Below are 14937 nucleotides of genomic sequence, written 5' to 3'. Positions count from 1 at the left end.
GCCCCGGCGTAGCCCACCGCCCGGCGAGCTGCGCCGGGCGGTGGTCCTCACACCTCCGCCGGTGGCCGGTGCCCGGCACGCGGGGCACGTTGGTCGCGTGAGCGGACCGGCGGAGTACGACGTGGTGGTGGTCGGCGCAGGCCCGGCGGGCACCTCCGCCGCGGTGCGGGCGGTGGAGCTGGGCGCGCGCACCGCGCTGCTGGAGGCGCGCCGCACCGGCGGCACGTGCGTGAACACCGGGTGCGTGCCCACGCGGGTGCTGGCCGAGACCGCCCGGCTGGTGCGCGAGGTGCGCACGGCGGCCGACCACGGCATCGCGGTGCCCGGGCAGTCGGTGGACTGGAGCGCCACGGTGGCGCGGGTGCGCGCCACCGTGGCGCGGGTGCAGGCGGCCAGGGCCGACCCGCGGCGCCTGGCCGACCTCGGCGTGGACCTGGTGCTGGAGGGCCGCGCCCGCTTCGTGGACCCGCACGTGCTGGAGCTGGAGCGCACCGGCATCGAGGGCGTGGAGCGCCCCCAGCGCCGCGCGGACGGCGCCGTGGACCTCACCCGGCGCCAGGACGGGCGCGGGCGCACCGAGGCCTTCGACGCGGTGGTGCTCAGCGTGGGCTGGCACGCGGCCCTGGAGGGGCTGGGCCTGGAGGCGGCCGGCACCACCGCCGCGCCGGCGGGCGTGCCGGTGGACGAGCGCCTGCGCAGCGAGGTGCCGCACGTGTTCGTCGCCGGGGACGCCACCGGCAGCTCGGTGCTCGTGCAGGCCGCGCACGCCGAGGCCGAGGCCGCCGCGCAGAACGCGGTGCTGGGCCCCACCCGGCGCGCCCCGCACCGGCTGCTGCCCGCGGGCGGTTTCTCACCGACCCCGACTACGCCGGGGTGGGCGCCACGGAGGAGGAGGCCCGCGCGCGCGACCCGCGCTGCCACGTGGTCACGGTGCCCTCCGCGCAGCTGGAGCGCCCGATCATCGACGACCGCACCCGGGGTTTCCTCAAGCTCGTCGCCGACCGGCGCCGCGAGGTCGTGCTGGGCGCGCACGCGGTCGGCGAGGAGGCCGTGGAGGTCGTGCGGGCGGTCACGACCGCGATGGCCGCCGGAGTGGGCGTGGCGACCCCGGCGCGGGTGGGGTTCGCCCACCCCACGTGCAGCGCCGTCATCGGCGAGGCCGCCCGGCGGCCGCCCGCAACCCCTCGGTGAACTCCCGCACCGCCTCGGAGCGCGGCAGCGCGCCGGCCGCGCGGGCCTGCGCGAGCGTGGGCGCCTGCTCGTCCTTGCCGGACAGGGTGAGCGTCAGCTCCCGCCCGTCGCGGCCGGTGCGCGGCCAGTCGATGCCCAGCTCCGGGTCCAGGGGGTGCACGCCGTGCTCGCGCTCGGGGGCGTAGCCCTGCGAGCACAGGTAGACGACGGTGGAGCCGTCCTGCAGCGACAGGAACGCGTGCCCGAGGCCCTCGGACAGGTACACCGCGCGGCGGTCCACGTCGTCGAGCAGCACGGAGTCCCAGCGCCCGAACGTGGGGGAGCCGACCCGCAGGTCCACCACGACGTCCAGCACGGCGCCGGCGACGCAGGTGACGTGCTTGGCCTGCCCCGGCGGCACGTCGGCGTAGTGGACCCCGCGCAGCACCCCGGCGGCCGACACCGAGCAGTTCGCCTGCGCCAGCGCCATCGGGTGGCCGGTGAGGCCGGTGAGCTCCGGCTCCTTGAACCACTCCAGGAACGTGCCGCGCTCGTCGCCGAACTGCCGGGGGGTGAGCTCCCACGCGCCGGCGATGCCCAGTTCCCGCGTCTGCACGCGCTCCTCCTGCGCTCGGGGTGCGTGCGGCCGGGCGGCTGCGCGCACCGCGCACCCTAGCGCCCGCACCGCGGGGGCCGGAGCTGTCGGTGAGGAGGGCGTCACCGTAGGCTGCCGCCCGTCGGCAGGCCGGGAGCTGGAGGGGGACGCGTGCGCTGGGTCGTGACCGGGGCCACCGGGATGCTCGGGGTGGACGTCGTGGACGTGCTGCGCGCGGCCGGCGAGGACGTGAGCGCCCTGGGCCGCGCCGACCTCGACGTCACCGCCGCGCAGGAGTGCCGGCGCGCGGTGGACGGCGCGGACGTGGTCGTGAACTGCGCCGCGCACACGGCCGTGGACGCCGCCGAGACCGAGGAGGGCGCGGCGTTCGCGGTGAACGCCGTCGGCGCCCGCAACCTCGCCGTGGCCGCGGCGGCCGCCGGTGCGCGCCTGGTGCACGTCTCCACCGACTACGTCTTCGACGGCACCGCCACCGAGCCCTACCCGGTGCACGCGCTGCCCGACCCGCGCGGGGCGTACGGGCGCACCAAGGCCGCCGGTGAGTGGGCGGTGGCCGCCAGCGGCGCCGACGCGCTGGTGCTGCGCACCGCCTGGCTGTACGGGGCGCACGGGGCCTGCTTCCCGCGGACGATCGCCCGCGCCGGCGCCGAGCGCGGGGCGCTGTCCGTGGTCGACGACCAGGTCGGCCAGCCCACCTGGTCGCGGGACGTGGCGCGCCTGGCGCTGGACCTGGTGGCCGCCGGCGCCCCGGCCGGCACGTACCACGCCGTCTCGGCGGGCCGGTGCTCCTGGCACCAGTTCGCCGCCGCGGTGCTGGCCTCGGCGGGGCTGGAGCGGGTGGCGCTGGAACCGGTCACCAGCGCGCAGTTCGTGCGCCCCGCGCCGCGGCCGGCCTTCTCGGTGCTGGACACCTCGCAGCTGGCCGCGGCCGGGGTGGAGCCGATCGGCCCGTGGCGCGAGCGCTGGGAGCTGGCCGCGCCCTCCGTGCTGGGCTGACCGCCCGCGCTCAGCGGGCCGCGCGCTGCAGCAGCTCCAGCAGGTACGCCCCGTACCCGCTCTTGGCCAGGCGCTCGCCGCGCCGGCGCAGCTCGTCGTCGTCGAGCCAGCCGTTGCGCCAGGCGATCTCCTCGGGGCAGCCGATCTTCAGGCCCTGGCGCGCCTCCAGGGTGCTCACGTAGTTCGCCGCCGCGAGCATCTGGTCGAACGTGCCGGTGTCCAGCCAGGCGGTGCCGCGCGGCAGCACCTCCACCTTCAGCGCACCGCGCTGCAGGTAGGTGCGGTTCACATCGGTGATCTCCAGCTCGCCGCGCGGGGAGGGGCGCAGGCCCTTGGCGATGTCGACGACCTCGTGGTCGTAGAAGTACAGGCCCGGCACGGCGTAGTTGCTGGCGGGGACGGCGGGTTTCTCCTCCAGCCCGGTGGCGTTGCCGTCGGCGTCGAAGGACACCACGCCGTACGCGGTGGGGTCGCTGACCCAGTACGCGAAGATGGCGCCGCCGGTCAGGCCGTCGAAGCGGCGCAGCTGCGAGCCCAGGCCGGGGCCGTAGAAGATGTTGTCGCCCAGGACCAGCGCCACGGACTCCCCGCCGAGGAACTCCTCGCCGATGAGGAACGCCTGCGCCAGCCCGTCGGGGGAGGGCTGCACCGCCCAGCTCAGCGAGACGCCGAACTGCGAGCCGTCGCCCAGCAGGCGCTGGAAACCCTCGGCGTCGTGCGGGGTGGTGATGATCAGGACGTCGCGGATCCCGGCCAGCATGAGCGTGGACAGCGGGTAGTAGACCATCGGCTTGTCGTAGACGGGCACGAGCTGCTTGCTGATCCCCCGGGTGATGGGGTGCAGCCGGGTGCCGGAGCCGCCGGCGAGGATGATTCCGCGCATGGCACCGTAGTATGACTCTCATGAGACTCCTGGTCACGGGCGGTGCAGGTTTCATCGGGAGCCACTACGTGCGCTCCGCCCTGACCGGGGCCCACGGCGCGAGCGGGGTGGGCTCCCTGGTGGTCCTGGACAAGCTCACCTACGCGGGCAACCTCGCCAACCTCGACCCGGTCGCCGCCGACCCGCGCCTGGAGGTCGTCGAGGGCGACATCACCGACGTCGCGACCGTGGACGCGCTCGTCGCGCACGCCGACGTCGTGGTCCACTTCGCGGCCGAGAGCCATGTCGACCGCTCCATCACCGGCGCGGCCGGTTTCGTCCACACCAACGTCGTGGGCACCCAGACGCTGCTGGACGCGGCGCTGCGGCACGGCGTGGACAAGTTCGTCCACGTGTCCACCGACGAGGTCTACGGCAGCATCGAGTCCGGTTCCTGGTCCGAGGACCACGCCCTGGAGCCGAACAGCCCGTACTCCGCCTCCAAGGCCTCCAGCGACCTGCTCGCCCGCGCCTACCACCGCACCCACGGCGTGCCGACGGTCGTGACGCGCTGCTCGAACAACTACGGGCCCCACCAGTTCCCGGAGAAGGTGCTGCCGCTGTTCATCACCTCGCTGATGCGCGGCGGCACGGTGCCGCTGTACGGCGACGGCCTGAACGTGCGCGACTGGCTGCACGTGGACGACCACTGCCGCGGCATCCAGCTCGTCCTCGACGGCGGTCGCCCCGGTGAGGTCTACAACATCGGCGGCGGCACCGAGCTGACCAACCGCGAGCTCACCGAGCGGGTCCTGGACGCCTTCGGCGTCGGCTGGGAGCGGGTGCGCCAGGTGGAGGACCGCAAGGGCCACGACCGCCGCTACTCCGTGGACATCTCCAAGATCCGCGCCGAGCTGGGCTACGAGCCCCGGGTCGGCTTCGAGGAGGGCCTGGCCTCGACGATCGCCTGGTACCGCGAGAACGAGCAGTGGTGGCAGCCGCTGCTCAAGCACCTGACCGTGGTGCGCTGAAACGCTCCTGAGCCGCTCCTGGGCCGCTCCGGGCCTCCCGGCGGGCGGTGCGCGGCGAGGGGGCGGTCCCGGCCCGGGACCGCCCCCTCCGCGCGCGCGGGTGCCTACAGGGCCAGCGGCTGGGCGTCCCCGCGCAGGTCCACCGCGCTGCCGGCCGCGGCCAGGAAGTCCTCGGGGCTGACCGCGTCGGCCTCGCGCACCACGGCCAGGCCGCGGGCGCGCAGCATGCCGGCGATCTGCTCCTGGTGGTCGTCGACGTGCTCCTCGAACTCCGCGCGCCGGGGCACCAGCAGCGGCAGCTTGCCCGCCTGCAGGGCCTCCAGCGCCACGCCGGTGCCGGCGTGGGCGACCACCAGGTCCGCCTCGCGCATGGCCGCGCCCAGCTCGGCGGCCGGCACCGCGGCGCGCGGGTCGAGCACGGGCAGGCCGCTGGTGTCGGTGGTGCCGGTCTGCCACAGCACCTCGGCGCCGGCCTCGTGCAGCAGGGGAGCCAGGTGCTCCAGCAGGCGGCGGAAGCCGTAGGTGCGCGAGGTGCCCAGCGAGACGACGACCTTGGAGACCTTGCGGGGGGCCTCGGTGGGGCGGGCCTGCCAGCCGTCGAAGACCGAGCCGGCGTACTTCCACTTGCGCGAGGCCCACGAGGAGTTCTGGGTGTACAGCTCCACGCCGGGCACCTTCGCCAGCATGCGGCCGCTGAGCGAGGGCCCGTCGGTGCGGGTGGCGCTCTCGATGTAGTAGGCCGGCGTGCCGCGCAGGCGCGCCTGCGGCAGCACGGAGACCGCCAGGCTGGAGCCGGTGCTCACCACGGCGGACAGCCGGCGCCGCTTGAAGAGCGGGAAGGCCAGCAGGGCGTTGTGCACGGCGGCCCTGACGTCGCGCGTGGGCCCCGGCTTGACCCAGGTGACCTCTTCGCCGGCCAGCAGCGACTCCGACTGCGGGGTCGGCACCGTCACCCAGTGGAAGGTGTCGTCCATCGGGAGCCGGCGCGACAGCGTCTTCAACTGCATGAGGTGTCCGCCGTCGTTGGCCACGAGCAGTGCAGTCATGGAGGGGACCTCGTCCGATCGCGGCTGCCCGGACGGAGCAGCCTGTGACAGCGCGCACTGTAGCGACTGCCCTCGGTGACTGTCACATGACGATCACGAAGTCTTCGTGATCCCGTCGAACACGGCAGGACCGTGCCGGGTGCTGCTCACACCCAGCTGGGCAGCCACATGCGCGCCTGCCAGGACCCGTAGGGGACCACCTGGGCCGTGTAGACGGGCCAGAAGAAGGCGAAGCAGGCCACGCACGCGACCACCACCGCACCGGCCGCCAGCGCGCCCCGGCGCCGCCGGCGCAGCGCCGCCTCCACGTCCGCGCCGCCGCGCAGCACCGCCGCGCCCGGGTCCGGCCCCAGCAGCACGCCCAGGGCGAAGGTCACCGCCAGCACCACGAACGGCACCAGGACCACCGCGTAGAAGGTGAAGATCGTCCGGTGCTGGTACTGGAACCACGGCAGGTACGTGGCCGCGTACCCCGCCAGCACCGCCCCCGCGCGCCAGTCCCGGCGCAGCGCCCACCACCACAGCAGCACCAGCAGCGCCACCAGCCCCGCCCACCACAGCACCGGCGTGCCCAGCGCGGTGATCGCCTTGGAGCACACGGCCACCTCGCAGCCGTCCTGGCCCAGCACCCGCTTCTCGTAGAAGAAGGACGTCGGCCGCCCCTGCACCAGCCACGACCACGGGTTGGCCGCGTACGGGTGGGGGCTGTCCAGCCCGACGTGGAAGGCGTACGCCTGCTGGTGGTAGTGCCACAGCGAGCGCAGCGCGTCCGGCACCAGCGCCCCGGCGCCCGGGGACGGGTGCTGCGCGCCCCACTGCCGGTCCCAGCCGGCGCTGGAGGCGAACCAGCCCGACCACGAGGCCACGTAGACCACCAGCGCCACCGGCACGGTGGACAGGAACGCCGGCACGCCGTCGCGCCAGGCCGCCGCCGGCAGCCACGACCGCACGCCCACCGCCCGGCGCGCCCCGGCGTCCCACAGCACCGTCATCAGCCCGAAGACGGCCACGACGTACACGCCCGACCACTTCACCCCGCACGCCAGGCCCAGGCTCACCCCGGCCGCCAGGCGCCAGCCGCGCAGGCCCAGGCGCGGGCCCAGGCCCTGCGCGCCCCGCTCGGCCACCGCCCGCGCCAGCCGCTCGCGGGCCCGGTCGCGGTCCACGAGCAGGCACGCGAAGGCCACCAGCACCCAGAAGGAGAGGAAGACGTCCAGCAGGCTGGTGCGGCTCTCCACCAGGTGCAGCCCGTCGGTGGCCAGCAGCACCGCGGCCGTCACCCCCAGCAGCGTGGAGCGGAACAGCCGCCGCGCCACCCGCCCGACCAGCAGGATCGACAGGGTGCCCACCACGGCCGCCGAGAAGCGCCAGCCGACGGAGGAGTCCACCCCGAACAGCCACTGGCCCGCGCCGATCATCCACTTGCCCACCGGCGGGTGGACGACGAAGTCGCCCACCGTGTCGAAGACGTCCGGCGTGCCGGCGGTGAACAGCGCGTCGGGGGTGCTGCCCAGGGCGGGGTCGTTGCGCAGCTCCACGCCGTGCTGCAGCAGCGACCAGCCCTGCTTGACGTAGTACGTCTCGTCGAAGACGAGCTGGTGCGGCTCGCCCAGGCGCCAGAAGCGCAGCAGGCCCCCGATCGCGGTGACCACCAGCAGCGGCACCCACCCGCGCCACCACGGCTCGGCGGTGGTCTCCGCCTCCGCGCCCAGCAGGCGCTCGCGCGCCTCCGCCTCGCTCCAGCGGCGCGCGGCGGGCCGGGCGCCCGCGCTCGTCGCGCTCACGGCGCGGTCCTCGGCAGCGGCCTCACGCGACGTCCCCGGGGCTGTCGATCACGCGCTTCATCGTAGGTGCGCGCCCGCGCCGGCGGCCGCGCGCCGGCCGCGGCGCGGCGTGCGCGAGGATCGGGGGGTGCAGGCGAGCGGGAGCGGCGGCGGGGCCGCGACGGGGACGGGCGACGCGGGGACCGGCGCGGAGGCCCCGGGGACCGGCGCGGAGGCCCCGGGCGCCGTGGGGGCCGTCGCGGGGCGCGGTCGGCTCGTGCTGGCCGCCACGCCCATCGGCAACCCCGGCGACGCCTCGCCCCGGCTGCGCGAGCACCTCGCCGCCGCCGACGTCGTGGCCGCCGAGGACACCCGCCGCCTGCACCGGCTGTGCGCCGCGCTGGGCGTGGCCCCCGCCGGCCGCGTGCTCAGCTACCACGAGCACAACGAGACCGCCCGCACCCCGGGCCTGGTGCAGGAGGTCGCCGGCGGGGCGACCGTGCTGCTCGTCACCGACGCCGGGATGCCCTCGGTGTCCGACCCCGGCTACCGCCTCGTGCACGCCTGCGCCGAGGCCGGGCTGCTCGTCACGGCCCTGCCCGGGCCCTCCGCCGCGCTGACCGCGCTGGCCCTGTCCGGCCTGCCCAGCGACCGCTTCGCCTTCGAGGGCTTCCCGCCGCGCAAGCCGGGCCAGCGCGAGCGCGCGCTGCAGGAGCTGGCCGACGAGCGGCGCACCCTGGTCTTCTTCGAGTCCCCGCACCGCACCGCCGCCACGCTGACGGCGATGGCGGCGGCCCTGGGCGCCGAGCGCCCGGCCGCGCTGTGCCGGGAGCTGACCAAGACGTACGAGGAGGTCGTGCGCGCCCCGCTGGGGGAGCTGGCGCGGTGGGCCGCGCAGCGGGAGGTGCGCGGGGAGGTGTGCCTGGTCGTCGCCGGGGCGCCGGGGGGCGCCGGCCGGCTCGACGAGGAGGAGCTGGTGGCGCGGGTGCTGGAGCGCGTGCGGGACGGGGAGCGCCTCAAGGACGCGGTGCGGGAGGTCGCGCGCCGGCACGGCGCGGTCGCGCGGGAGCTGTACGACGCCGCCTCCGCCGCGCAGCGCGCCGCCCGCGGCCCGGTCCCCGGCTGAGACCCCGGCTGAGGTCCCGCCCCGCGCCGGGTCCTACCCCGCCGCGGGCCGGGTGTAACCGGGTGTCACCCGTTCGCCAGCACTCCCCGGGCGGAGAGAGTAGGCACCGCCCGGGCCCGATGCATGGAGGGAGACCAGAAACCCTTCGCACCGGGAGATCCGACGTGTCCACCGCCACCGCCCGCCGTCCCCGCCGCTCGCGCACCCTGCTCGCCGTCGCCGCGCTCGTCGCGGCGCTGGGCGCCGGTGCCGGTGCCGCGCCCGCCGCCCACGCCGCCGCCTCGCCGCTGATGAACTACGACGGCGGCACCGTCAACAACGCCCGCATCCCCGCCACCTCCATCGCCATCGAGACCGTCACCCCGGTGGCCTTCGACCGCGGGGTCTACCTCGTCGGCACGGCCCAGGTGGGCACCATCGGCTCCGCCTCCGCCGGCCCCGACGGCGCGCACCGCGGCACCGGCACCGTCGACCTGACCGGCCGCAGCGGTTCCATCACCCTGACCGCCAAGCTCTACAAGGGCAAGCACCTCGTCCAGAACGTCTACAAGGTCCTGCGCCTGGTGCCGCCCACCCCGGTGGGCATCCCCGCCGGCTGGCCGAACGCCGACACCACCGGTGTCCCCGCGGGCACGGTCCTCACCCCCGTCGGCGACGTCGTGGTCACCACGCCCGGAACCGTCCTGGACGGCCTGGACATGGGCTGCCTGACGGTGCGCGCCGCGAACGTCACGGTGCGCAACTCCAAGGTGACCTGCGCCGACGACCGGCTGCTCGCCGTCGCGGTGCAGGACGTCAAGGGCTTCGTCATGGAGGACTCCGAGATCGACGGCGCGAACGGCACCGCCGAGGTCGCCATCGGCTGGGGCGGGTACACCCTGCGCCGCGTGGAGGTGCGCGGCACCCAGGACGGCCCGCGCCTGGGCTACGACGTCGTCATCACCGACAGCTGGGTGCACGGCCTGGTGCGCCACGCGGGCGTGCACACCGACGCGCTGCAGTCCACCAGCGGCGAGCGCATCGTCGTGCGCCACAACACCCTGGACCCGCGCACGGCGGGCGTGGAGGACTTCCTGAACTCCGCCGTGCAGCTGGGCACCGAGACCGGCACCAAGCGGCTGCGCAACGCGCTGTTCGAGAAGAACTACTTCAACGGCGGCACCTACTCGGTGAACGTGGCCTGCGCGGCCAACGTCGACAGCTCCGTGGTCTTCCGCGACAACCGCTTCGGCCACGGTGGCAAGTACGGCCCCGTGGTGGTGCCCGGCAAGGTGAAGCTCTCCGGCAACGCCTGGTCCGACACCGGCACCGCGGTGCCCGTCGCCAAGTCCTGCTGAGCGGCCCGCCGGCACGACCCCGCAACCACCCCGCACGACCCCGCACGACCCCTCGCGGCCCGTCTCCCCACCGGGGAGGCGGGCCGTCGTGCGTCCTGCCGCGTCCCGGCACCGGCGCCCTTCCCCACCGGTCACCGGTCGAAACACCGGGTCACCCGTTCGCCGTGCCGCCCTGGCCGAAGCAGTAGGCGCCGCGCCGTCCCGAGAACTCCAGCAGAACACCCCGCTGAGCCCCGGAGGACACCGTGACCACCACCGCCCTGCGCTCCCGCACCTGCCGCGTCCGCCCCCTGGTCGCCGCCGCGCTGCTCGCGGCCGTGGCCGCCGCGCCCGCGCTGCCCGCGCCCGCCGCGCAGGCCGCCACCACCCCGGTGATGACGTACCAGGGTTCCAGCGTGAACATGGCCAACGTCCCCGCCACGACGGTCCCGATCGCGCTGACCACCTCCGTGAAGTTCGACCGAGGCACCTACCTCCTCGACGGCGCGGCCGTCGGCACCCTCGGCGGGGTCACCGTGAACGGCACCTCGTACACCGGTTCCGGCACGGTGGACCTCACCGGCCGCACCGGCTCCGTCGCCCTGGTCGCCAAGCTCTACAGCGGCAAGTACCAGGTGCAGACGGTCACCAAGTACCTGCGCGTGGTGCCGCTGGACACCACGAGCATCCCCGCCGGCTACCCGGACGCCGCCACCACCGGCGTGCCCGCCGGCGTGCAGCTCACCGCCTCCACCGACCTGGACGTCTGGGAGGCCGGCGCCGTCCTGGACGGCCTGGACATCCAGGGCTGCCTGACCGTGCACGCCCCGGACGTCACCGTGCGCAACTCCCGGATCACCTGCGACAGCGAGCAGCTGCGCGCCGTCAGCCTCGTGGACGCCCCGGGGTTCGTCATGGAGGACTCCGAGATCGACGGTCGCGGCAAGGCGGAGGTCGCCATCGGCTGGACCGGGTACACCCTGCGCCGCGTGGAGGTGCGCGGCACCCACGACGGCCCGCGCCTGGGTGACGACGTCACCGTCGAGGACAGCTGGGTGCACGACCTCGTGCGCGCCGACGGCGTGCACACCGACGGTACGCAGTCCACCTCCGGCACCGGCATCCTCGTGCGTCACAACACCTTCGACCCGCGCCAGGCCGGTTCCACCGACTTCCTCAACGCCGCCGTCCAGCTCGGCACCGAGACCGGTGCGCGCCTCCTCGGTGACGTGCGCTTCGAGGACAACTTCTTCAACGGCGGCGCGTACTCGGTGAACGTCAGCTGCGTGGCGAACTTCTCGAACGTCGTGTTCACCCGCAACCGCTACGGCCACGGCAGCCGCTACGGCGCCGTCATCGCCCCCGCCGGCATCGACTTCTCCACCGACACCTGGGCCGACACCCGCCTGCCCGTGCCGGTCAAGCCCGCCTGCGCCTGAGCGCTGGCCCGGGCGCCCCGGCGCTCGGCGGCGGGGCGCACGCACGACGGCCCCGCGGCGTGTCGCCGCGGGGCCGTCGCACGTGAGCCGGTGGCCGAGGAGCCCTAGTGCTGCACGGCCTTCTCCGCGCCGGCGCCCGTCAGCGAGCGCACCTCCATCTCCGCCGCGCGCTTCTCGTTGCCGCGCTCACGGCCGGTGACCGAACCGAGCCAGCCCAGGAAGAACGCCAGCGGGATGGTCACCAGGCCCGGGTTCTCCAGCGGGAACCAGGAGAAGTCCACGGACGTGTCGGTGATCATCGACAGGCTCGCCCCGGTGGCCGGGTCCGTCTTGCCGGAGACGACCGGGGAGAACGCGATGAGCACCAGGCAGGAGAGCAGCCCGCCGTAGGTGCTCCACAGCGCCCCGCGCGTGGTGAACCGCCGCCAGAACAGCGAGTAGATGATCGTCGGCAGGTTCGCGCTGGCCGCGACCGCGAACGCCAGCGCCACGAGGAACGCCACGTTCTGGCCGTTGGCGAAGATGCCGCCGACGATGGCGACGGCCCCGATGACGACGATCGTGATGCGCGCGACGCGCACCTCGCCCTCGGGCGTGACGTCGCCCTTCTTGATGACGCTGGCGTAGATGTCGTGCGCGAACGAGGCGCTGGCGGTGATCGCCAGACCGGCGACGACGGCGAGGATGGTGGCGAACGCCACCGCCGCGATGATGCCCAGCAGGACCTGCCCGCCCAGCGCGAAGGCCAGCAGCGGCGCCGCGGAGTTGGCCCGCCCGGGAGCCGCGCGGATCGCGTCGGGCCCGACGACGGCCGCCGCGCCGTAGCCGATGACCAGGGTGAACAGGTAGAAGACGCCGATGATCCAGATCGCCCACACGACGCTGCGGCGGGCCTCCTTGGAGCTGGGCACCGTGTAGAAGCGCATGAGCACGTGCGGCAGGCCCGCGGTGCCCAGGACCAGCGCGAGCGCCAGCGACAGGAAGTTCAGCTTGGAGGTCTCGCTGGCGCCGTACTGCGCGCCGGGCTCCAGGAGCGCCTCGCCGGCCGAGCCGGGGGCGGCCACGGCCGCGCCCAGCACCTCGGAGAGGTTGAAGCCGTAGCGGGCCAGCACCCACACCGTCATCACGGCCGCGCCCACCACGAGCAGGCACGCCTTGATGATCTGCACCCAGGTGGTGCCCTTCATCCCGCCGACCAGCACGTAGAGCACCATGAGGGCGCCCACGACCGCGATGACGACGTTCTGCCCCGCGCGCGAGTCGATGCCCAGCAGCAGGGCCACCAGGCCGCCGGCGCCGGCCATCTGCGCCAGCAGGTAGAAGAACGACACGGCCAGGGTGGAGATCGCCGCGGCGGTGCGCACCGGCCGCTCGCGCAGCCGGAAGCTGAGCACGTCCGCCATCGTGAAGCGGCCGGTGTTGCGCAGCAGCTCGGCCACGAGCAGCAGCGCCACCAGCCACGCGACGAGGAACCCGATGGAGTACAGGAACCCGTCGTAGCCGTAGATGGCGATCGCGCCGGCGATGCCCAGGAAGCTCGCCGCCGACAGGTAGTCGCCGGCGATGGCCACGCCGTTCTGCGGGCCGGTGAAGGAGCGCCCGCCGGCGTAGAAGTCGGCCGCGGAGCGGTTGTTGCGGCTGGCCTTGATGACGACGGCCAGCGTCACCACCACGAAGGCGCCGAAGATGGCGATGTTGACGACGGGGTTGCCGATGTCCGTGCCGCTCGCGGCGGCGGTGGGCAGGGCGGCGGGCAGGGCGGTCGCGGCGAGGCTCACCGGGCACCACCGCCCGCGCGGCCCTCGACGCGCTCGCGCAGCTCCTCGGCCGCCGGGTCGAAGTGCTTGTTCGCCCACCGCACGTACACGGTGGTGATGACGAACGTGGAGACGAACTGCCCGAGCCCGAAGAGCAGCCCGACCGTGATGTTGCTGCCGCCGATGCGGGTGCCCATGAAGCCGTGCGCGTAGTCGGCCAGCAGCACGTAGGTGGCGTACCACACGAGGAACAGCCCCGACAGGGGCAGCACGAAGCGGCGGAAGCGCCGCCGCAGCGCCTGGAACTCGGGGGAGTCGCGAACCTCCTCGTAGGGTGTGCGTGCCTCGCCCGCGCCGGACGGCGGGCCGCTGGAACCGTGGTCCGTCGTGCTCACCAGAACCTCCTCGTCCTCCCCGGGCCGTCGCCGGGGCGTGAGGCTGGTCACGGTAGCGGCCGCCGGGGTCGCGGTGCCCCCGAAACGCCGGGCCGGCTTCCGGAACGTCGGGAACCTGTTCCGGAAGGTCGCGGTCCTGCCGGGCCCGCCCGGCGCGGGCGCGGCCCAGCGGGCAGACTGCGCCGGTGGACAGCGCACTGCGGGACGTGGCGATCGTCGGGGGCACCGTCCTCCGCATGACCCCGGGCTGGGCCGGGGAGCGCGAGCGGGCCACCGTGCTCCTGCGCGGCGGGCGCGTGGAGGCCGTGGGCCCCGACGTGGCCGTCCCCGAGGGCGCCGACGTCCTGGACGCCACCGGCCACCTGGTCCTGCCCGGCTTCGTCGAGCCGCACACCCACCTGGGCGTGCACGCCGAGGGCGAGGGCTGGCACGGCGCCGACGTCAACGAGAAGGGCACCCCGCGCGGGGCCCGCCTGCGCGCCCTGGACGGCGTGGACCCCGCCGACACCGGCTTCGCCGACGCGCTCTCGGTGGGCGTGACCACCGCGGTCGTCATGCCCGGCTCCGCCAACGTCGTCGGCGGGCAGACCGCGGCGCTGAAGACGTGGGGCGCCACGGTCGACGAGATGCTGCTGCGCGCCCCCGTGGGCGTCAAGAGCGCGCTGGGGGAGAACCCCAAGAAGAACGGCGGCCCCACCACGCGCATGGGCGTGGCCGCCGCGCTGCGCGACGCCTTCGCCGCGGCCCGCCGCCACGCCGCCCGCCGCGACCGCGCCCTGGCCGCCGGCGAGCCCTGGGACGAGCCCGTGGGCGACGAGCGCGACGCGGAGGTCCTCGCCCGCGTCCTGGCCGGAGAGATCGTGTGGCAGCAGCACGCCCACCGCGCCGACGACATCGCCACCGCCGTGCGCCTGGCCACCGAGTTCGGCTACCGCCTCGTGCTCAACCACGCCACCGAGGGCCACCTGGTGGCGCACGTGCTCGCGCGCGCCGGCGTGCCCGCCGTCGTCGGCCCGCTGCTGACCTCCCGCTCCAAGCCGGAGCTGCGCCACCGCACGCCCGCGGTGCCCGGGGTGCTCGCCCGCGCCGGCGTCACCGTCGCCCTGACCACCGACCACCCCGTGGTGCCGGTGCAGCACCTGACCCTGTCGGCGGCCGTGGCCGTGCGCGAGGGGCTGGACCCGGACGAGGCGCTGCGCGCCCTGACCCTCAACCCCGCGCGCGTGCTGGGCCTGGACGACCGCGTCGGCTCCCTGGCGCCCGGCCTGGACGGCGACGTGGTCGTGTGGTCCGGCGACCCGCTGCAGGTGCCCTCGCGCGCCCTGCACGTGCTGGTGGGCGGCCGGCGCGCCTACCGCTGGGCCGACGGCGCCGGGCGGGTGGCCGACCCCCGGGGCTGACCCCCCCCGCGGTGCCGCGC

Annotated in this window: 13 protein-coding genes and 1 pseudogene; 8 read left to right on the top strand and 6 right to left on the bottom strand. The window is 75.3% G+C overall.

Annotated features, from left to right (window positions below):
- Positions 1-40: 40 nt before the first annotated feature.
- Positions 41-715 (top strand): annotated as a pseudogene (locus tag GTR00_RS26240) (FAD-dependent oxidoreductase); the annotation flags it as partial.
- 158 nt (positions 716-873) lie between these two features.
- A complete protein-coding gene (locus tag GTR00_RS25525) occupies positions 874-1191 on the top strand; it encodes a hypothetical protein (protein WP_205704987.1) in 318 nt (105 codons plus the stop codon).
- Here GTR00_RS25525 and GTR00_RS03850 read toward each other — a convergent pair.
- Positions 1148-1786, bottom strand: a complete 639-nt coding sequence (locus GTR00_RS03850) for a dTDP-4-dehydrorhamnose 3,5-epimerase family protein (RefSeq protein WP_166610322.1) — start codon at positions 1784-1786, stop codon at positions 1148-1150. The two genes, GTR00_RS25525 and GTR00_RS03850, sit on opposite strands and share 44 nt — an antisense overlap.
- 150 nt (positions 1787-1936) lie before the next feature.
- Between GTR00_RS03850 and rfbD the strand changes: the two genes are divergently transcribed.
- The gene (gene rfbD / locus GTR00_RS03845; protein ID WP_166610321.1) at positions 1937-2782 is read left to right on the top strand and encodes a dTDP-4-dehydrorhamnose reductase; all 846 of its coding nucleotides are present in this window, start codon (positions 1937-1939) and stop codon (positions 2780-2782) included.
- Positions 2783-2792: 10 nt separating this feature from the next.
- Here rfbD and rfbA read toward each other — a convergent pair whose 3' ends face one another.
- Entirely contained in the window at positions 2793-3665 is an 873-nt protein-coding gene (gene rfbA / locus GTR00_RS03840; protein WP_166610320.1) for a glucose-1-phosphate thymidylyltransferase RfbA, read from the bottom strand.
- Between the two features lie 20 nt (positions 3666-3685).
- Between rfbA and rfbB the strand changes: the two genes are divergently transcribed.
- Positions 3686-4675, top strand: a complete 990-nt coding sequence (rfbB, locus tag GTR00_RS03835; RefSeq protein ID WP_166610319.1) for a dTDP-glucose 4,6-dehydratase — start codon at positions 3686-3688, stop codon at positions 4673-4675.
- A gap of 104 nt (positions 4676-4779) precedes the next feature.
- On the opposite strand, the gene GTR00_RS03830 is transcribed toward rfbB, so the two are convergent.
- The gene (locus GTR00_RS03830; RefSeq protein WP_166610318.1) at positions 4780-5721 is read right to left on the bottom strand and encodes a UDP-N-acetylglucosamine--N-acetylmuramyl-(pentapeptide) pyrophosphoryl-undecaprenol N-acetylglucosamine transferase; all 942 of its coding nucleotides are present in this window, start codon (positions 5719-5721) and stop codon (positions 4780-4782) included.
- A 146-nt stretch (positions 5722-5867) separates the two neighbouring features.
- A complete protein-coding gene (locus GTR00_RS03825; protein ID WP_323132189.1) occupies positions 5868-7505 on the bottom strand; it encodes a dolichyl-phosphate-mannose--protein mannosyltransferase in 1638 nt (545 codons plus the stop codon).
- 127 nt (positions 7506-7632) lie between these two features.
- Here GTR00_RS03825 and rsmI point away from each other — a divergent pair, with 127 nt between their 5' ends.
- From rsmI to GTR00_RS03810, 3 genes are all read left to right on the top strand, one after another.
- Positions 7633-8610: a 16S rRNA (cytidine(1402)-2'-O)-methyltransferase gene (gene rsmI, locus GTR00_RS03820; protein ID WP_323132188.1), complete on the top strand. Its 978-nt coding sequence runs from the start codon at positions 7633-7635 to the stop codon at positions 8608-8610.
- 164 nt (positions 8611-8774) lie between these two features.
- Entirely contained in the window at positions 8775-9947 is a 1173-nt protein-coding gene (locus GTR00_RS03815; RefSeq protein WP_166610316.1) for a hypothetical protein, read from the top strand.
- A gap of 245 nt (positions 9948-10192) precedes the next feature.
- Positions 10193-11365 (top strand): right-handed parallel beta-helix repeat-containing protein, encoded by a 1173-nt coding sequence (locus GTR00_RS03810; protein ID WP_166610315.1) that lies wholly within the window; start codon positions 10193-10195, stop codon positions 11363-11365.
- Between the two features lie 104 nt (positions 11366-11469).
- Here the strand turns inward: GTR00_RS03810 and GTR00_RS03805 are convergent, their stop codons facing one another.
- Positions 11470-13110, bottom strand: a complete 1641-nt coding sequence (locus tag GTR00_RS03805; protein ID WP_166610324.1) for a solute symporter family protein — start codon at positions 13108-13110, stop codon at positions 11470-11472.
- A gap of 29 nt (positions 13111-13139) precedes the next feature.
- Positions 13140-13517, bottom strand: a complete 378-nt coding sequence (locus tag GTR00_RS03800; protein WP_166610314.1) for a DUF485 domain-containing protein — start codon at positions 13515-13517, stop codon at positions 13140-13142.
- Between the two features lie 236 nt (positions 13518-13753).
- On the opposite strand from GTR00_RS03800, the gene GTR00_RS03795 reads away from it, so the two are divergent.
- The gene (locus GTR00_RS03795) at positions 13754-14917 is read left to right on the top strand and encodes an amidohydrolase (protein WP_166610323.1); all 1164 of its coding nucleotides are present in this window, start codon (positions 13754-13756) and stop codon (positions 14915-14917) included.
- The last annotated feature ends 20 nt before the right edge of the window (positions 14918-14937 follow it).

Origin of the sequence: Kineococcus indalonis (assembly GCF_009906395.1) — a bacterium.
GTDB classification, from domain to species: Bacteria; Actinomycetota; Actinomycetes; order Actinomycetales; family Kineococcaceae; genus Kineococcus; species Kineococcus indalonis.
This window is presented reverse-complemented; position numbering and strand designations above follow the sequence as displayed.